General features: G+C 65.9%; 14 protein-coding genes. 4 read left to right on the top strand and 10 right to left on the bottom strand.

The window, feature by feature from the left end; all coding sequences use genetic code 11:
• Positions 1-4: 4 nt before the first annotated feature.
• From KF745_02835 to KF745_02815, 5 genes are all read right to left on the bottom strand, one after another.
• A complete protein-coding gene (locus KF745_02835; GenBank protein MBX3357343.1) occupies positions 5-1,099 on the bottom strand; it encodes a hypothetical protein in 1,095 nt (364 codons plus the stop codon).
• Positions 1,096-2,454 (bottom strand): prepilin-type N-terminal cleavage/methylation domain-containing protein, encoded by a 1,359-nt coding sequence (locus KF745_02830; GenBank protein MBX3357342.1) that lies wholly within the window; start codon positions 2,452-2,454, stop codon positions 1,096-1,098. The genes KF745_02835 and KF745_02830 overlap by 4 nt, the downstream gene beginning before the upstream one ends.
• 656 nt (positions 2,455-3,110) lie before the next feature.
• Positions 3,111-3,617 carry a hypothetical protein gene (locus tag KF745_02825; GenBank protein ID MBX3357341.1) on the bottom strand — a complete coding sequence of 169 codons (507 nt, stop codon included), beginning with the start codon at positions 3,615-3,617 and terminating at the stop codon, positions 3,111-3,113.
• A 331-nt stretch (positions 3,618-3,948) separates the two neighbouring features.
• Positions 3,949-6,150: a hypothetical protein gene (locus KF745_02820; GenBank protein ID MBX3357340.1), complete on the bottom strand. Its 2,202-nt coding sequence runs from the start codon at positions 6,148-6,150 to the stop codon at positions 3,949-3,951.
• Positions 6,151-6,427: 277 nt separating this feature from the next.
• On the bottom strand, positions 6,428-7,264 hold the full coding sequence (locus KF745_02815) for a hypothetical protein (GenBank protein ID MBX3357339.1): 837 nt from the start codon (positions 7,262-7,264) through the stop codon (positions 6,428-6,430).
• 673 nt (positions 7,265-7,937) lie between these two features.
• On the opposite strand from KF745_02815, the gene KF745_02810 reads away from it, so the two are divergent.
• From KF745_02810 to KF745_02800, 3 genes are all read left to right on the top strand, one after another.
• A complete protein-coding gene (locus tag KF745_02810) occupies positions 7,938-8,618 on the top strand; it encodes a sigma-70 family RNA polymerase sigma factor (GenBank protein MBX3357338.1) in 681 nt (226 codons plus the stop codon).
• On the top strand, positions 8,615-11,749 hold the full coding sequence (locus KF745_02805) for a protein kinase (GenBank protein MBX3357337.1): 3,135 nt from the start codon (positions 8,615-8,617) through the stop codon (positions 11,747-11,749). Before KF745_02810 ends, KF745_02805 begins: the two co-directional genes overlap by 4 nt.
• Positions 11,750-11,831: 82 nt before the next feature.
• The gene (locus tag KF745_02800; protein ID MBX3357336.1) at positions 11,832-12,050 is read left to right on the top strand and encodes a hypothetical protein; all 219 of its coding nucleotides are present in this window, start codon (positions 11,832-11,834) and stop codon (positions 12,048-12,050) included.
• On the opposite strand, the gene KF745_02795 is transcribed toward KF745_02800, so the two are convergent.
• From KF745_02795 to KF745_02785, 3 genes are all read right to left on the bottom strand, one after another.
• On the bottom strand, positions 12,047-12,589 hold the full coding sequence (locus tag KF745_02795; protein MBX3357335.1) for a pyridoxamine 5'-phosphate oxidase family protein: 543 nt from the start codon (positions 12,587-12,589) through the stop codon (positions 12,047-12,049). The genes KF745_02800 and KF745_02795 overlap by 4 nt on opposite strands.
• 124 nt (positions 12,590-12,713) lie before the next feature.
• Positions 12,714-13,202 carry a hypothetical protein gene (locus tag KF745_02790; GenBank protein MBX3357334.1) on the bottom strand — a complete coding sequence of 163 codons (489 nt, stop codon included), beginning with the start codon at positions 13,200-13,202 and terminating at the stop codon, positions 12,714-12,716.
• Positions 13,192-15,852 carry a relaxase domain-containing protein gene (locus tag KF745_02785; protein ID MBX3357333.1) on the bottom strand — a complete coding sequence of 887 codons (2,661 nt, stop codon included), beginning with the start codon at positions 15,850-15,852 and terminating at the stop codon, positions 13,192-13,194. Before KF745_02785 ends, KF745_02790 begins: the two co-directional genes overlap by 11 nt.
• 545 nt (positions 15,853-16,397) lie before the next feature.
• On the opposite strand from KF745_02785, the gene KF745_02780 reads away from it, so the two are divergent.
• Positions 16,398-16,631: a hypothetical protein gene (locus KF745_02780; protein MBX3357332.1), complete on the top strand. Its 234-nt coding sequence runs from the start codon at positions 16,398-16,400 to the stop codon at positions 16,629-16,631.
• Between the two features lie 51 nt (positions 16,632-16,682).
• Here KF745_02780 and KF745_02775 read toward each other — a convergent pair whose 3' ends face one another.
• Both KF745_02775 and KF745_02770 read right to left on the bottom strand, forming a co-directional pair.
• Positions 16,683-17,588 carry a hypothetical protein gene (locus tag KF745_02775; protein MBX3357331.1) on the bottom strand — a complete coding sequence of 302 codons (906 nt, stop codon included), beginning with the start codon at positions 17,586-17,588 and terminating at the stop codon, positions 16,683-16,685.
• Positions 17,589-17,697: 109 nt separating this feature from the next.
• Positions 17,698-19,041 carry an RNA-directed DNA polymerase gene (locus KF745_02770; protein ID MBX3357330.1) on the bottom strand — a complete coding sequence of 448 codons (1,344 nt, stop codon included), beginning with the start codon at positions 19,039-19,041 and terminating at the stop codon, positions 17,698-17,700.
• Between the last annotated feature and the right edge of the window lie 144 nt (positions 19,042-19,185).

The following is a 19,185-nucleotide window of genomic DNA, read 5'->3' as shown; positions in this document are numbered from 1 at the left end:
GAGTTCACCCGGTCGGACAGTCCGTGTCGCCGTAGACCTTCTCCAGCCGCCGCTGCAGCCGCCGGATGACGCCGACGACCCGTGCGTCGCGATCGTCCTCCTCCAGGTCGATCGTCCGTTCCAGGAACTCGATCCCCATGTCCCGCTGCGAGGTCCCGGTCGGCTTGAAGCCGAACGACAGGGCCCGCTTGGTGTTCTTCGGGGTGCCCTTGAAGGTCAGCCACCGCACGGGCACATCCTCCCCGAAGCCGGCCACGCGGGAGAGCCACGCCGACTGGCAGATCATCGCCATGTCCAGGCACCGCGGGTTGTGTTCCTCGGCCACGCCGACCTCGGAGGGTTTCATCGCCGCCCCTTCCGCGATCAGATGCGCCGATGGGAACTGCAGATCGTCGAGGCCGCACTCGTACGTCCGCTTGCTTCCGGATCGCACCAGGTCGTACCACTCGGGCTTCACGGGGAGCATGATGCACATGCCGACGGACTTGCGGGTGCCCACGACCTTGATCACGGTCCACCGGCACCGCCGCCACCAGCTTGCCGCCAGCCGCTCGTACTCGGCCATCCGCATGCCGACCCGCTCCTGGCCGCGCAGGCTGGCGTCCAGCGTCCCGAGCCTGCGGCCCGGGGTGGTCTGCCGGCCCGCCTCGACAAACATCCAGCGGACCGCCTCGCAGACCTGCTCCTCGGTCTCGAAGAGCCTCACGTAACTGAGGGGGAACAGGATGCGGTCGAAGATCCGGTTGTAGAGCTCGATGCCGCCCACTCCGGTCGCCGGCGGCGCCGGCACACTGACGATTTCAATGACCTTCGCATCGCTAGTCGAGGCCGCATCCGCCACGCCGCGGCTCCGGAGGAAGTCGTCCAGGACCCTCCGCTCCCGGTCCACGCGCTGCTCCGGCGCTCGGATGTACGAAATGATGACCCCGATCTGCCGCCGCGTGCCGGGCTCGCCGTTCTTGAGCTTCGTGTACATCCCCTGCTGGATGAACCGGCCCCTGGCCTTCACCACCTCTGCGATCCGCTCCGTCAGCGGCCAGCCCTCATGAACCCGCATGTGCTCCACGAAATCGGGATGGAACGCGCGACGCGGCGTCATCGCTTCCCCACATCCATCCCGCCAACACCCTTGCGGGTGGCGTAGAGGTACTGCCGCCAGGCCGTTGTCCCCGCGTAGGGAGCGCCGCCGGTCTCGTAGGGGTCGGTCCCGTCGCTGGGGCCCACGGGAGGCCCGATCAGCCAGGTCTGCGCGAAGTCCGCCGCCGGATCGAAATACCCGCTGGGGCGAAATGTGCCAGTCACGTTCGGGTGGGCGGACTCCGCCAGCGCGTGCACGTCCGCCATGGTGACCACCGACACGCTCCCGTCGACGAACGCGACCTGCGGCCTGGCCCTGAGGTTGTTCCATTGGACCGGCCGCCTCCCCGACCAGTCCATCCGCTCGAACAGCAGAGCCTTGTGGGAGGACATCGGCACCGAAGAGATGGTGTGGCGTGCCAGCCACTGCGACTCGCCCGGCGCTGGTCCGATCGGGACGAACGTCTCGGACTGGTACCGCTCGCTCTTGAGCCAGAACACAGGCGGGTACCAGTAGGAGGTGTCGTACAGGCGAAGGTTCTGGGGCCAGGACGACGCACGCAGCTCCGCCGTTCGCTGAGCCAGGACCGGGTCGGAGGGATCGCGCATCCACGCCGGTCCGTCGTCAATCCCTTCCAGATAGTCGGCGACGTACGAGCCCCAGATGTGGCAGTACGCCTCGGTCGTTCGACTTGCGTCCCAAATCGTTAGCCCCCCTGGCGACGCGGTCTGAGAGGTGCACGGGGCGATCACTGTTGACCAGGCAACCGGGCCCGTGAGCGTCTGCAGCCCGGGGTACATCGTGGGAGTGCCCGCGTCGAAGGGATTGAGGAGCGAGTCCTTATGCTCGTTCCAGTACGCCGCGTGGACGCCATAGAGCGAGTGGAGGTTGGCGGCGCTGACGCACCTGCGGCCCGCCAGACGTGCCCCGGAGATCGCAGGCGCCAGCAGGCTGATCAGGACCGCGACCACCGCGATCACTACCAATAGCTCTACGAGCGTGAACCCGCAATGACCGGGAGCGCCGCCGTGCACGCGGGCGCGCTCGCGTAGGCGGAGTCCGGTGCTGGGTCCCCCCGAAGGATCATGCAGCAGCGAGGCCACCTCGGACGGGCACAGCGATGAGCCCGTGCACCAGTCGCAGCCGGCTGCGAGGAGCTGGCGCTCGGTCGGGTGACCGGTGGGCCCGGAGGGGACTAGGCCCAGCATGTCGCCGCGGTAGCCGTAGGCCCGCAGCGACGAGGCGGCGAGCAGGGCGCGGCCGGGGAGGGCGCGGGCGTCGATGATCACCAGAGCCGGCGTGCGGCCGCGGTTGCGCAGCATGCCGAGCACGCTCGCCTCGGTGGTCCCGCCCCGATCCTCACTGGTAGTGTGCACGATCGTCACACCCCGGCGCGAGGTGCGCGAGGGCCCGATGTAGAACCAAGCGACTGACGAGCTCTGCGGTCCGGGTCCGAGCGTTGCCACGCGGCTGCCCCGGCAGCGGGCTGTTCGACAGGTGGGGGGAGCGGGGTGGAATCCTTGCTGCGGCAGTGTCTGGTCCATGGATGCTGCCCTGCCCTTCACAAAGAACGCCGAGCGTCTCGGCCCGGCGTCCTCCCTGACTGCCCGCCCCGCACTCCGTTGGCCGCTCGCCTTGGGGCGGTCGGTGGGGCGGGCGTGATCTGGAAGAGACCCCGCCGCCCGCGTGGAGCGGCGGGGTTCCCGTGCCAAGCCCACCACGCCGCGTCGCGTAAGCGACGGGTGGGCTCCCTGGAGGGAGGTGTACTCCGGGGTCGAAAAGAGGACCAGCTTGAACAACCACGTGCCGATACGGACACTGCTCTATCGAGCCTTCCGCCGCGAGCGATCGTCAGCAATACGCTCGGCGTCAACGAATCTAAAGCGATCGAGGAAGAGAACGGTGGTGGTGACTCAACAATCGAAGGTCGCGGCGTTGGCCTTGCGGCGCCGTGGTGAAGCCGTGGTGGTGATAGAAGGCGCTAGTCGAGCAAGAGTCGCGGGTCTCGATCCGAATCGACTCGTATCGGCGGCTACCTGATCAGCTTGGCGAACAGCGACCCCTTGGCCCGCCACTCGGCCGGCAGATCGGTCAACAAGCCGAGGTCCGATGGACAGAGCGTCTGGCTCGTGCAGCAGTTGCACCCGGCACGGATCAGCTGCCGAGCCGCGAGCCCACCCCCGTTCTCACGGACCGGTACCACACCCAGCATGGCGCCGGAGAACCCGCGGGATCGGAGGGACGACGCAGCGAGCGTCGCCGCGCCGAGGCGAGTGCGGGCGTCGATCACGATCAAGTTTGGGGCCCGGCGACGATGGCGGAGCATCCCGAGCAGATCGCCGGGGTCATCGCCGACGCAGACGATGGTGATCCCAGGGTGCGGGTCTCGGGCGACGTAGAACCAAGCGACTGCGTCGGCTGGCGATCCGAAGCCAACCGTGACGACTCGGTGCGACCCATCAGAGAGCGCTGACGTCGCTCCCGGGCTCGGTGCAACGACGACGGGTGCAGGCGTTGGGGAGGGCAGCGTCGAAGTCATCAGACTGAGGAATCGCTCGGAGGGTTACCGGAGAGAAGAGGCGGGAAGGGTGAGGAGTTGTCGCGCCGCCAGCTGCCAACGCCCTCGTATGTCCTTCCGCCCCCGCTATGCGATGCGGCGGTGTCTTCCTTGGACCACTGCCGGCCGGCGTAGACCCAAGCGGCGCCATCCGTAGGTGAGGTCCTCATGGACGACCGGAACCGGTACGGAGAGCCAGGTGCAGGAATTCATGCCCTGCAAGACTCGTGTCATCCCGTGACGCGATGATTAGGCACACGGCAAGTACGGGCGAACCACATCCAACACCGCCACTCCGCCGCCACCAGCGCTCTCACACATGGCATCCTGTCTGCAGGCCATTGAGCCAGGTGTTAATGAACGCCGCAATGTCGGCGGGCTCGACGCGCCCGTTCCCGTCGAAGTCGGCCGCAAGGCCACCGGTGTTCAGGCCGTTGAGCCAGGCATTGACGAATGACGCAATGTCGGCGGGCGCGATTTCTCCGTTGCCGTCGAAGTCGGCCTTGCAGCGCAAACGGCGGACCTTCAGGCCTTGGAAGGTGTACACGGCACCGCTGGGGCTGTAATCGCCCGTTGACGTCGAGTAAATGATGGGCAAGCCACTCGGGCCCGTTTCGGCCAAGAGGTTCGTGCCGCCGCCAGTAGGGCTTGCGAACTCAAGCGAAGGCGCCGCTCTATTCGTGACGTTGAGCACGTACAGGTAGCCGGAGTCCGACGAGAACGCCCAGTTCCCCGACGCCGCCACGGCGTGGCGGTTGTAGGCGAAGTTCGTGGCCATGCCCAGTCGCACCGGCGAAAGGGGGTCGCTGATATCGAAGATGGTCACCGGATAGCCGTTCCCGCTGCTGTCGTTGGCCACGTAGAGGTAGTCGCCGTCGATCGCGATGTCGTCCACGCGGCTGAGATCAGGCGATGTGATGAGCGGCAACGAGGGTCTCAATGCCGGATTCGCAGGATCGCGATCGTCGATTGGCGACTGGGCGTACGACGTAAAAGTGATCCCGGATCGGGTCATGAGCTTTTGCGCCGCGTTGTTGAGGCACCCGTAGCCCAACACACTGAGACTCTGGGGTCCGGCAGAGAGGTCGTAGTTGACGTACGTAGGCGCCGAGAAGCTGCACGTGAGCGCCTCGAACCGAGCCTGTACGGTGTGCAGGACGCTTCCATCGACTTCGAGCGCCTGCACACTCGCAGGTGCTGCGCCCGATGTGCCGGTGTATTGCGTCACCAGCGTGGGGTTGGCGGGATTGGAGACATCCACGACCTGGATGCCGCCGTAGCCCGCGGCGAGGTACGCAAGGTTCCCGTGCACGGCGACCATCCAGTTATTCTGGTGGCGGATGTCGCCGACGCTGCGATACACCCCCACCACGCTCGGCGCCGCGGGATTAGATACGTTCAGGATGGTGAAGCCGTTCCAAACATCGGCGACATACAAGAGGTCGCCGACCTTGGTCATCTGACCGAGGTGACCGGGCGAGTAGTAACCGCCAACACGCACGGGATTCGCAGGGTCCGAGATATCCAGCACGACCAAGCCTTGGCCCACGTCGAGCACGTAGGCGCGATCGCCAATCACCTTCGCGTCGTACATGGAGCTGTGGTCGGTGTTGTATGTGCCCACAGTGGTTGGGCTCAAAGGGTTCGCGAAATCGACAATGGCCAAGCCCTTGAGCTGAGTCAAAGGCGTGTACTGCGGCTGGGCAGGCAACGGATACCAGTCGGCCACGATAGCCAGGTTCCCCCGTAACGCCACGCCCCAGCCGATGTAGAAGTCATCTAACGTCCCGAGAGGGACGGGTGCTGAAGGATTGGCCACGTCGAACATCGTCACTGTGTTGTGGGATGATCCGGTGTTGATCCCGTCGCGCCACTGCCAGTTAGAAGTGAGCACCACGCGGGTCCCGTTGACCGCCAAGTGTCGACATTGCGCGTCCGAATCGTTCTGGATCGAGCACTGGCCGCGGAATGTCGGATGCGTGGGGTCGGCGGGGTGGAGGTCGTAGACCATAAGGCGGTTGTTCTCATCACCGACGTACAAGAGGTCGCCCGCAACCTCAAAGTCCGCCACAGACACGGTTGGGTCCTGCACGGGCCTCGGAAGGTTGACGTGCACCCCATTGTCGAGCGCGGCGGGATTGGAGAGGTCGTAGGCATCCAGGCCGCCGGCGCCGTTCACAAAGAGGGTGTTGCTGTAGACCTGCAATTTCTTCGGACTCCGCACGGCGGTTGGGCCATACGACGCCTGCCACACGATGGACATGGAGGCGGGGTTGGCGATGTCGACGACGTTCATCAGACAAGTCTCGGCCCGGCCGCAGGCGTAGGCGTAGGAGCCGCGGACGACCACATCAGTTATGCACCCCTGGAACGTGACCGAGCCGAGCTCGTGGATGTTTGCTTCGTCGGACAGATCCAACACGACGAGCCGCGAGCCGATGCCGCAGTAGGCGACATTGCCAACCTTGAGGAAGCAGTTGATGGGTCCGCCCCACGTGGAGAGAGTGTCACTCACGTACTGTGCGTATGTGGGCACAGCAACTGTCAGTGTAGTCACGGCGATTACGACTTGTGTTGCAAGGCGGGACATCATCACGTGGCAGTGCTTACTCGACCGCATGGCACAATATCTCCGTTGTATGATCACGTGCATAATGGACGTATGGTTAGGCATGTTCTCTAGTTGCCTCACGCTATGACCGTTCACACTCTGCGTGCGAGTGTCCAATGCGCTGGACCCATCGAATCGGTCGACTGGCCAGCGGCTTGGCTACGCGAACTCCCCCCATTGCCTAGCGGCGACGTCTCGCCATCGCCAGGCCAGCGAGACCGAGCAGGGTCGCTGCTCCCGGTGCCGGAGCAGGTGTCCCGCTCACGATGAACGGATACTCGACGCCCTGCACTGGCGTGCCCAGTTGGGTCTGGCTCCATCCACTCGTGCCTTCTGACGTCATCGTCCACTCGCGTCCGTTCCCGTCGACGTTCACCGGGGCACCAGTGCCGTCGATGGCCATCACAAATGGTGTAGTACCTGTCGTGCCTCCCGTTGGGCTTGTGCCTTGAAAATTGAACGACACCCAATAGTTACCCGGAGCCAGTGTCAGGCCGCCGAAGTCCGCCGTGACAGCCCACACTGGCAGATTGGAAGTCGTGACTGAGAACCCGTTCCTGATGCGGTAAACCCCCGACCACTCATTGCTCAAAATCGTCGTGCTACTCGCGATGACCGCGCCAGGGTCGTTTGCATCGGAGGGCGATGCACTCCAGAGTTGGAACAGCACGCTAGTAATCGGAGAGACCGAGGGCGGACTCGAATACGACGAGCTCATCTGCGCATACCCGGTGATCCCTGCAACAGTCCAACCCCCAGCGGGAACTGTGAAATCATCGGCGACCTTCGCGTCTTGCAGACCGTTGGATGGCACCCGAAACGAGTTAATGCCGACGCGGTTGTTGCTCTGCGAGGCCTCACTGACATCCGCTCCTCCGAGACCTTGTCCCGGACGCGTGACCATGCTGCCGTTGTTCCACAAGACATCCGCGCTGGCGGCGGACACGCCAAGGCCCGCGACCAGAACGGTGGCGGAAACAACGACAATCACGTTTCGGCTCTTCAGATTCTTGGACACGACGGCTCCCTCTCTCCCGCAGTCATGCGGGTTGACACACTCTGAACTTCCAGAGATCCACGCCTCCGGATGCGGCGGACCTTCCGCGCCAAGACAAGCGTTTGCCAGTGTGTGGCCACCAGGACGCTCCCGGTCCGTGGTGAATACGGCTGCCGCGGCCGAATCTGAATCGACTTCCCTCAATTTTGTGGAGCGGGTTCCACTTGGGACTCCTTCTGTGGTCTGCCAACGCAGTACTTGATTCGGCTGCGAGAAGGGCCATTGCGGGCACTGACTGACTCCACTGCCCCTATCCTTCGCCGAATCCCGGCTGTCCCGTTTAGAACGGGGGGCTGCCAACGTAGTGGGGAGAAGACGCTATGGTGCGCCAGCGAGCTTGGCGACGCTGTCTGTTTGCCTTTGGGCAGCAGTTGATGGGCACGACGAGCGGGGGGGGGACGGAGCCACACGTGTGATAGCGTTTGGTGGAGAGAACATGCCCGCGACCCCGCCAACTCCCCCAACGCCACCCCCGCGGCTTCCTCGGGATCTGCAGCCGCCGAACGTACCGGGTCAGCAGGCCTTCGGCTCTCCGCGTTCTGCAAGCCTCCCAGTCGTTTCCGGACGCGACCTGTCGGACACTCGGCCGTCACTCCTCCTTCAACTCCGGCAACTCGCGAATGCTCCTTCTTCAATGACCGGACCCGACGGCCAGCCCCGGGTTGACGTTCGAACGGCGCACTTTGGAGTGGGGAATGCCGCTTGGCAGCGGTTCTACGAGATGTACTCGTCGCCGGTGTACCGCGTGGCAATGCTCCGCGGCCTGAGTGCAGCCGATGCCGAGGACGTCGTGCAGCAGGTCATGATGGTGGTCCTTCGGCACATCGGCGAGTTCGAATACCAGACCACGCGTGGGCGTTTCCGCAACTGGATCTTGCGGATCGCGGAACGCAAGATCCTCGATGTGTACCGAAAGCGGAGAGCCTGCGGCGAGGTGCCTCTCGGCGGCCCTTCAGGCCTGGATGAGTCAGGGGACGCGGGCAACCGAGCGCAGCGCCGAGGGGAAAACGACCGGCGAGACTGGGATGAGCAGTGGCGGATGCAGGATCTGCTCTTTTGCCTGGAGGAGGTGGCGGAGGATATCGCGCCGCGGCGGATGGAGGCCTTCCGGTTGTACGTGCTTCGCGGAGTTCCCGCGGCGGTGGTGGCGAAGGAACTCGGGATGACGATCGGGCACGTGTACGTCACCCGCAGCCAGGTGCTGCGCATGATCCGAACGCGCATGGCGGAACTCGCCAAGAAACGTGACGCGGCAACTGGGGATGCCGAGATTACGGACACGTTTGTGGAGGGGGACGAGGAAGCTCAATCATGACGACGACCCGGACATGCCGCCGAGCTGCGGAGATGGAGCTGGGAGCGAACGCGAGCCAGCCGCTCAGCGAGGAGCAGTTCAGCGAACTGGCGGAGCACGTCGAAACCTGTGAAGTGTGCCGACGCTGGCTGGAAGAGAGCACCAGGATCGGCGGACTGGGGATGCTCGCGGACGACCTGAAGGCCGCGGAGAGGGTGTGGCGGGAGATGCCGCTGAACATTGCCACGCCAGTGGATCGGCTCAACGAGCTACTGGGAGTTGAATCAACAAGCGCCCGAGCGGGGGCAGGAGGCAAGGCGGGGTACCGCGTCGAGTGCGAAATCGGACGGGGCGGGATGGGGGTGGTGTACAAGGCGTGGCAGCCAAGCCTCCACCGGCACGTGGCGTTGAAGGTGCTGCCGGCACTGCTCGGGGCGGTGCGGCCTGACGCGATGGAGCGATTCCGAAGGGAAGCCGCGCTGGCCGCGGGGCTGAAGCACTCGAACATCATCGGCGTCTACGACTTCGGGGAGGTGGGCGGGACCCTGTACTACGCGATGGAGTTGGTCGAGGGGCGGTCTCTGCGTGATCTGATCCAGGAAATGCGAGAGGCAGGCGGGCTGGAAGCGGCGCTGACGATCGTGGCGTCGGCGACGGACAAGACGCCGACGCCGTCGACATCGGCGGTGACGAAGCTCGCCGCTGCTGTTCGCGGCGGCAGCAGCGGGCACGCCGGTGGCGCCGAGTACTTCAAGCGTGTGGCGGGGTGGATCGCCGACGTCGCCGAGGCGCTGCACTACGCGCACGAACAAGGAGTGCTGCATCGGGACATCAAGCCGGCGAACCTGCTGCTGAGCCGCGCTGGTCGGCTCATGATCTGCGACTTCGGGCTCGCTCGATCCATGATGGTTGGATCGCCGAACGGCGTGGACGGGCACCGCCCACTGACGATGACGCAGGCGCTTATCGGCACTTCGCGATACATGAGCCCCGAAAGTGTGGACGCGACTGTGGGACCGGTGGATCGGCGCAGCGATGTCTACGCTCTAGGGGCAACGCTCTACGAGCTTCTCACCTTCAAGCCCCTGTTTGCGGCGGAGGACGATCGGGAGATTCTGCACCGGGTGATTTCGACCGAACCGATGCGGCCGCGGGCGATCGTCCGCCAAGTCCCGACGGAGTTGGAGATCATCTGCCAGAAGGCCTTGGCGAAGCGGCCGAGGGAGCGGTACGAATCGGCGCAGGCGTTTGCGGACGACTTACAGCGGTGGGTCCTGGGGATGCCGATCCTGGCGAGGCGACCGCCGGCGATGGTGAGGGCGCTGAACTTCGTGAGGCGTCGGAAGGCAATGTCGGGGTTGACGCTCGCAATGGTGCTAGCGGTCTCTGCAGGCGGAGTCTTGGGGGTGCGGGCTTGGCGAGCATCCGATCAAGCCGAGAAGAGCGCAGCGGACTTTCGCGCCAGCCAAGTCACGCTCCTTTTCAACCAAGCCGTTGCCGCGGCCGAAGCGGGGCAGCCGGAACGGGCTCTTTCCGCATCCGATCAGGGGCTCGCTCTCGATCCGGGCAATCTGGCGTTACTCCGAGAACGTGGCAGGGCACTGCATGCCAAGGAGAGGGGCCGAGAAGCCGCCGAGGTGCTCGAGAAAGTCTGCGCGAAGTACCCCGACGACCTCCGATCGCATCTCTACCTCTTGGCGGTGTATCAGTGGGGCGAGGCGCAATCCTCCGCGAAACTCCGCGAACAGGCTGCGCAGGTGGTGCGGCTGGCGCCCGGGAGCTCGGACGCGTTTCTCGCCAGAGGCGTCATCGCAACGGACGATCGCGAAGCGATATCGCTGTTTACCAAGTCCCTTGAGCTTCAACCGAACCGGACCGATGCGCTGTTGAACAGGGCGCACCGCTACGGCAATCTTCGAGAGCACCAGTCGCAGCTGGATGACTTGGAGAAGGTGTCGGCACGGGTACCCGATGGAGTGGGCTTGTTGCTGCAGCGGGGCCAGGCGTACCAGGGACTAAACCGGCCCATGGACGCGGAGGACGTGCTCACCAAAGCGATCATGCTCGATACCAAGCTGGTCGCGGGATACGTCGGCCGGGCCCAGGTGCGCTCCGTGCTCGGCAAGCACGAGGAGTCGATCGCCGATGCCACACGAGCCATTGAACTCGCTCCGGCATCCGATATTCAGCCGTGCCTCACCAGGGCGTGGTCGAACTTGCAGGCGGGTCAGCTCGCCGACGCCAAGGCCGACTTCGACCGGGTGATCGAGATCGACCCTCGCTATGACGACGCCTACGTCAACCGGGCGATCGTCCTGTCCCGGCTGAACTTGTGGGAAGACGCCCTCGCCGACTGTGACCGCGCGATCGAGCTGCGGCGGACGAATCTCAATGCCCGCAACAACCGCATCGCGGCACTGGTGTACCTCAATCGACCGGCCGAAGCGATCCCGGACGTGGACGAGCTCATCCGACTTGAGCCGAACAGCGCGGATCGCTACCGCATGCGGGCGATCCTGACCCAGAAGATCGACCAACTCGCGGAAGCCGAGGACGCGCTCTCGCACGCCATCGCGATCGACGGTCGCAACGCGGGAGACTTTGGGAGCCGGGCGTGGCTGCGCATTGCACTCGGAAGGCCGGAGATGGCAATCGCGGACTTCACGCGATCCATCGAGCTGGATGGGACCAAGACGAACTGCTTCACAGGACGCGCCCACGCGTATGCGATGCTGGGACAGTGGGACTTGGCGCTGCAGGATTTGGACGAGCAGTCGGGGCAGACTGGTGTGTCTGCGGACAAGTCTGCCATTCTGGAGTACTTCGTTCTGGCTGAGGCAGGCCGGACGGAACTCGCCGCTAGGCTCCTCAAGAACAGCATCGCGATCGCTTCCGACAAGTTCACCAGGGTCGCTCTGCAACTGGCCTCAGGATCCGTCGGCGAGGAGCAGTTACTAGAGGTGGCCAAGGGCACGACAGAGCAAACCCGAGCAAGGTTCTATGCGGGTATGGTGCTCATGCTTGCTGGGGACAAGCCGGCTGCTATTGAGCGGTTTGAGCAGTGTGTCCAACGGAACGCCGAAGCGGTGGATTTGGCGTACGTGGCACGGGGGCGGCTTGAGTTGATGCGTGCAGGCGCGCAGGGCAGGTGATCGCTGCGAGCCCCTCCGAATGTCATCAAACTGTCACACTTCTCGGCATCGAGTTGTGGTAGGGTCGAAGGGTGAGGACCGCATGATGAACCAGCCCAACCCCTTCTACATTGCCCGCGATGCGCAGCAGATGGCCAAGCACGCCCCGGAGCGGGACGCCGCGGTGTTTAACAAGGTCGCCATGGTGTGCATGGGCGTCATGGCCGCGGCGTCGGTGGTCGGGATGCTCCAGCCCCTCTTGCGCGGCCTCAAAGCCAGGGACGAGAAACGCACCCGCGATTACCGCGGGCCGGGGCGCTAGCCCAGACCGGGCAGCCCCTCCAGGCTCGTCCGGTTCTTCCGCTCGCGGTATTCTCGCAATCCTGCCTCCCCCTTCTGCTCGCAGTGCTCTTCCAGCCGCGTGCGGTGTCCCCGGAACTCCATCAGCGGCACACCAAAGCCGCACGAATACGATACACGCTTCACGTGGATCCTGATCACCGCCCGGGCGCCAGGCCGGGGCGGGAAGACGGCCGCGATCGCCGCGAACTCGGGATTCTCCATTTCAACGACCTCGCCCCGGCCGTGCAGCCGGAGGATGTTGGGCGCGCCCTCGAAGGCGCAGAACATCACTACGATCCGTCCGTTCTCCTTCAGGTGCGCCACCGTTTCGATGCCGCTTCCCGTCAGGTCCAGGTAGGCGACCGTGCATTCGTCCAGTACCACGAACGTGTCCAGCCCCTTGGGAGACAGGTTGATCAGCCCGTCCGCCTTCCGTGGCGCTGTGGCCACGAAGAACAGCCTCTGCGAGCGGATGAACTCGGCCGTCTTGGCGTCGATCGTGGTTCGCGAACTGCTCATGAGTGCAAGCGTACCTCGGGATGGCGGCCCGTTCTCCGGACAAATGGCCGATGCGGCGATCTCTCGCCGCCCTCCCGGCAATGCTACACGCCATGTGCTCCCCAGTTTGCTCGCTCGATTCGCACTACAACTGGATGTCCTCGATCACGGCCGCGCTGTCACCCGCGGCAGAATCTTCTCGAGCATCTGCCTGGCGCAGCCACGGCACTCGGTGCCGAACGATGCCCTCGTAGAGACGGATGCCCGGGCGGGTGTCGCGGTTGAGGTTGCGGCCCCTGATCTTGATCGTCCGCCCCAGGACGTGCAGCACGATCCCGTCGGAGGGGTGGAACTCCGCCCGCTCCAGCCAGCCGTACCCGATTGCCAGGATCGTCCCGTCCGACTTCCGCAGCTCCAGCATCACGGCCCGGTCGCGGATGCCCCGGAGCCAACCGAAGGCGCCCAGGTCCTCCGCTGTGCCTTCCTCCTGAGCGGTGGAGAGTGAGGCCGATCCAAAGGGCGAATCCGCTGCTCCGGGTTCGCCGCCGCGCTCTCCCGGCCCGCCCGCCCCCGCGGGGCGGCGGCCGGTGTACCGCTCCAGGAGGCTCTCGCCGGGGCGATTCTCATCGGTCATGGTCGATCTCCCTGTGCTCATGGACGGTGGTCGGCTCCCGGGCCGGGGGCGGGGTCACGGCCAGCAGCTCCCGACGCTGCAGCGTGCTGCCGCGCTCGCGGCGCTCGCGTTCGTGGATCAGCTCTGTCGCGGTGAGTCGCTCGTCGCCGTGGCTGACGGCGTCCAGAAGAGCCCGTTTGTCGTCGGTGAAGATGGTCGCCTGCTTCTTGCCGCGGGAGACGCTGACGTAGAACTGCTCGCGGCTGGAAGCCGGCAGGGACTCGGCCGACTGGCCGATGATCACGCGGTCCACGCTCCTTCCCTGGGACGCGTGGCTGGTGACGACGTAGCCGTAGTCCAGGTGGCCGAAACCGGGGGCCAGCACCGCGCCGGAGTCCAGGATGATCTCGCCCCTGGCCGTGAAACCCTCCACGCCCGCCAGGTCGCCGTTGTTGAGGCGCTTCGCTTTGTCCATCGAGGTGGCGTTCTTGGTGATCCGCACGCGGTCGCCGGGGGCCAGGCGGATGAAGCCCGGTCGGAAGACCGAGAAGCGATTCGCCTGCTCCGTCGGGACCGGATCCGCGCCGACGATGAGGCGGTCCCCCTTGCGGTGGCCGCGGGCGTTCTGGTGGTAGACCAGCACATCGCCAGGCTGGTAGGAGAGCCTGTCCGCCCGCTGGGCCTCGGTCAGCTGCAGCGGGATGAGCTTGGTGAACGCCCGTTCGTCTGTGCTCAGGCGGCCGGTGGCCTTGAGGCCGTCGCGGATCTCGGCGGTAATGCGGTCCGACTCGGCGTGCGTCGGGCAGACGACCAGCGTGCTGCCGGCCTTGGAAGTGCTGTCGAGGTACGCGGCGGCAAGGACCCTGTAGCGCTCCTGATCGCCGATCTCTTTGATCCAGCCCAGGTCGGAAAGTCGCGTGAATCCCTCGGCGGTGCGCCCCTCGCCCAGGGCCTCGACGGCTCGCTTGTACTCACCCGTCTGGCGGCGGACCTGGCGGAGCTCGGTGGGGATCAGACCCGCCTCGTCTTCGAGCAGGCGCAGGGCGCCGCCGCGTTCCACCGAGCCGTGCTGGCGGCGGTCGCCCGAAAGCACAACCCGGGCATCAAGCCGGTCCGCGAGGGAGAAGACCTGCGCGGTGGTGCGGGAGCCGAGCAGGCCCGCTTCGTCGATCCAGATCACCTGGCCGCGGGCGCGGTCCTGCAGCTGTGGGTCCACCAGCAGGCGCGCGACGGTCTCGGCTTCGCCGAAGCCGGCGTGGCGGAGTACGCCGCGGCTGGCGGCGGCGGAGGGGGCGAAGGTGAGCACATCGTGGCCTCCAGCTCGGATGCCGTCGGCAGCCTCCTGCATCATGGTGGTCTTGCCAGTCCCTGCAGCGCCGCGGACCAGGATCACGCGGTCGTGCCTGGTCAGCACGTGCCGCACGGCGGCCTGCTGTTCGTCGGTCAGCCAGTCGCGGGTGAGCTGGTACCCCGCCGGGGCGAGCGAGCGGCAGGCGCCGCGGCCGGACTTGGCGAAGGCGAGCATGCCCTGTTCTTCCCTCAGCACTTCGGCCGAGGTCACGAACCGGCGGGAGTCCCGCGTGCGTGTGATCAGCGGCTGGCCTCTCGTCCGGGCGATCGCCCGGTCGGGGGCGGCCTTGCCGACGGAGCGCTTCAGGGACTCGGTCAGGAGCGTGCGTTCCGGGAGGACTGCGCTCCGCTCGAAGCAGTGGTCGATGGCCTGGAGCACCGCATCGCGGGTGGCCGCTTCGTCCTCGGGGAGGGCCTTGGAGCCGGTCCGCTCGCGGATGTTCTCCAGCGCTGACTGCTCGTCCGCCGAGAGGCGGGAGTGCCACTGCTGGCGGAGCTGGTCCATCGGGAGGTCCTTGACCTTGTGCTCGCGGGTCCGGGCGCCGAGTTCCCCCTTGGCGTGCGGATCGGTGATGCCTTTGTCTTTGGCCTCGGCCTCGATCGCCGCGGTGCGGCGGGAGAACTTCTCGATCGCGGTGGTCGGGACGCCGGCAATCTCCCAGCCGGTGCGGGTGCGCTCGGTGCGGAGGCCGAGCTCTTCGATGCGGCGGGCCAGGTGGGAGTGGAAGACCGCCTCAAAGAACGGGGCGTCCCGCTTGAGGCCGGCGAACTGCCCCGCCTTCCAGCGCTGTTCTTCGGGGTCGAAGGTGGTGTTGAACGCAAAGCAGTGCGCGTGCAGGTGCGGGTCGGGGACGCCGTCGATTGGTCTTGCAGTCAAGTGGATGAACTCGCCCCAGACCAGGTTCCCGGTGGTCCTGTCCTCGTTGCGGCCCTGCGAGCGCACGCGGGTCTGCATCTCTGCCTCCATGTCCTGCATCGTGGCGTTGACCGAGTCGCGGAAGGCGTCCAGCAGGAGCTGGTCGCTGGTGAGGCCGTAGAGGACGCTGACGCTCTTGGGGCAGTGGAAGTTCAGGTCGTAGCCGACCCGGCGGACTCGGCGGTTGCGGGGCATGAGCTGCTCGCCGGCGTGGGGGGGGCGGGGGTCGAGGTTGTCGCAGAGAGCGTCCCAGTCTGACTTCTGGATTGCACCCGAGAGGCCGAGGCGCTCCGCGCCCAGGCCGCGCCAGGTGCCGGTGAGCTCCTGGCCCTCGGTGTAGTAATCGGCGGTGGAGTAGTAGCTCTTGGCGCCGCCGACGGAGGTGTTCTGGACGATGCGGAGCATCTTCGACCTTACCACAGAAGTAGTTACCAACCGGTAAACGCGAGCGTGACCCGCGGCTACTGGCCCGCCCTACGGGAGGCTCGGCGCTGCGGTTCTCGGCGATGCGCGATATGTGGGGTGACCGTCGCAGATTGCACGGTGCAACCTGGAACTCCTGCCTGGCGATCACCCACGCGGATGCGGGCCGAATGAGACTTGTGCTCTCCGGTCCTCGCGGGAGCGAGAAGAGTGACGATGTGGCGGGACTGGTCGGCGCCGGGCCGCTGCGGGTGCGTGGTGCTCTGCGAGTCTTGGGCCTTTCGAGATCGAGGCCGCCCGACCAGTCGCGACGCTGCTGCTGGCACGGTCGAGCCGTCGCCGGTCCGTCCAGCAGAAACCCGGTTCCTCCCGCTCGCTTCGCCCGCGAGGGGGCTGCAGCTCGACGGGTCCCTCCCAGTTTCCGCTTGACGGAACGACAGCGATCTGTCTCCGTCTCGTCCGGCTCGCGAGGAGTGCCATCAGGTCGCGATAGTCGCGGCCTCACAACCTCTCGAAAGGAGACTCGTATGAACAGCAACACCAGCACCACCAGCCAGGCCCAGGGCGCTTCCGGCAAGGCCCCCAGCCACACCGTCTACCACGTCCGCGACGTGGGGACCGGCGAGCAGAAGAAGTCCTTCTGGACCCGCATCGGGTCCGCGTGGGCGCACGCCGACGGCAAGGGCTTCAACGTCCAGGTCGAGTGCGTGCCGCTGGACGGCCGCCTCACCCTCCGCGTCGACTCCGAGAAGAAGGAGTAGCGCCTTCGACCCACCGGGCGGGCCCGCCCTTGACGGGGCGGGTCCGTTCTTTCACGCCTGGGGTTCACAAGCCCGGGGCCCGGAAGAGATCGGCCGGCGTCGGCGGCGCAAGGCCGCCGCGGCTCCGATCGCCAGGCCCATCCCGCTGGCGGGAGTGGGGACCACGGTTCCGCCCAGCACGAAGGGGAGTGAGTACGCCCGGCCCTCGGACTCGCCGGCGACGAACCCCTCGCGCCCCTCGAACCAGTCGCGGGTATCGGAGGAGTTCAGCGCATTGAACAGCCGGGCGTTGTGCTCCGGCACCGCGGTCCGCGGAGACACCAGCGGCACGAACACGTTGGAGGACGGGGTCGCCGCCCCCTCGAACGACCACTCCAGCCAGTACGTCCCCGGCGCGAGGACGCCGCCGTTGGGCAGGCTGTCCAGGGAAACCGTGTACGAGAAGACCGGCCGGACCGTCGAGGTGCTCGTCGGGCTCTGGCGGTGCGCGACGAATGTGCCCGGCCCGGCCGCGAGGGTCAGCGGCACCGAGAGCACCGGCTGCGGCAAGGGATCGGGGAGCGGCGCCGGCGAGCCGGCCGAGAACGGGGCCGCGGTCCAGAGGTTGAGGCGGACGCTCGTCACCGTCGGCGTCGTCTGCGAGGTCTGGAAGGCGAAGAGCGTGACGCTGTCCAGATCCCAGCCGGGCCCGGCGGGGACCGTGAAATCCTCGGCCACCGACACGTTGGCGGGGACCGTCGCACCGATGCCGGTGGTGGAGAAGATGAACGTCGACCCCGGGACGGTGAACCCGTCCGCCTGGCTGATGGGCAGCCCGGCGATGGCGCCGGTGCCGCCGGTGGGATTGGTCACGATGGGGCCGTTGTTGAACAGCACACCCGCCGAAGCCGGGGCGGCGGTGGCGAGGGCGACACACACCACTCGAGGAAGTCCGAGCCACCGACGGCGAAACGACATGTCCACGTTGAGCTCTCATTCCGGGGGATACACACTGCCCCAGCCCGAAGCGTAGCGGTGTCCGGGTTCCTTCGCGGCTGTGACACGTCGGCACTCGCAATGTGACCAGTTAGAACCTCACGCCTCCATCATCGTCGTCGTCGTCCCAGTCTTCATCGACATCCTCCTCATCGTCGTCCTCGTCGTCGTCATCGAACGAGTAGTCGTACTCATCGGAATCGAAATCCTCCTCCGAGTATCCAAAGCGATCCGCAGTGAACGTCACGCCGGCCCGCTTCATTTTCTCGAACATTTCCTCGAACGGGCTTGCCGACCAGCCCTGCCCGGCTGCCAAGCTCCCGAGCTTCGTGCCGCGGACGCCAGCCTCGTACGCCAGCAACCAGACGCCGGTCGCGAGAGCCTCCGGCGCTGCGGCATCCGTCCATGCGTCGGTTGTGAAGCCTTTGTCAATGATCCCCCGCTCGTCCGCGAGCAACATCATGACCGCCACGACCGCATCCACCGACTTGCACGCAGCGACCGCTGCGTCCTTCTCCATAGATCGTTCCAGCGCCGCGAGTCCCCAGACCGCCCACGCCACCTCGTGCGAAGTGGCCTGTCGCAGCGACCGCATGATGTGGCGGTTCAGGACGTCGCCGGCCATCTCGAGGTCAATCGGAGCCTCGCCGCCGTCTGCCAATCCCATATCGCGATACCTCAGGACTTCGCCCAGAACCGCGGGGAGAATCGCAGGCTCGACGTGCGAGGCCTGCCAGAGCAGTTTCTCATACACCGGCCAGTTGTCGGGGTGCAGGAACTCCTCCTGCACGAGGCCCACCGCATATCGGAGAACGTGCTCCCTGGTGCCCCCTGCGATGAGCGAGAACGACCGCTCGAACAGGTCGACCAAGCTATCCCGCTGCGTGCGTCGGCCTCCGATCCCGCGGGCGGCTTGCCGAAGCTCCATCGCCCATCTGAAGTCGAGAGGTTGCGGGAGCGCGACAACCTCGGTCTTTCGCGGGTTCAGCACCAGTTCCATCTCGAGCAACGCGTCCTGCAGCGCCGCCAACCCCTCCTCCGCTTCGCTCCGCTCCGAAAAGTAGAGCTCATAGTCGTCGTAGTACCGAAACCCCCGAATGCCAGGGATTCGTTTCTTCAATTCCGTGTCGACCACCGAGAGCAGCAGTTCGGAAATCACGAACGAGCTGTCCGGCCCGACGTCGATTCCGTTCGTCTGTCCGTCTTGGACATTCCGCAACGCCTCGTCGAGTCGGTCCGGCCAAGGCTTGGATCCCTTCGCCGCCTTCCCGCGCACCCGACCCTTGGCCACGCTCTTTCCTACAAGCGCCCACGGAACGCTGTGCGTGTAGATCGACCCATAGAAATCGAGCACGTCCGCCCGAACCATGTAGCCCGATTCTGCCCGGTTCCCAAGCCGCAAGTCGAAGAGTGACCTGAGCTCCTTGGCGGGCATGACCTCCCGCTCTCCCTCAAGTCCCGCCCGCGGCGTGCTTTGTGACAGCGGTGATCCTTGACACTGCCGCGAGAGTGCCGGCCAGTCTTCCAGCAGCGTCGCTGCCAGACAGGCGTACCCGAGCGGATTCGGAATCGACAGCAC

It is taken from the genome of Phycisphaeraceae bacterium (genome assembly GCA_019636655.1).
GTDB lineage: Bacteria > Planctomycetota > Phycisphaerae > Phycisphaerales > UBA1924 > JAHBXB01.
Note: the sequence above shows the minus strand (reverse complement) of the source record. Positions and strands in the feature narration are given on the sequence as shown.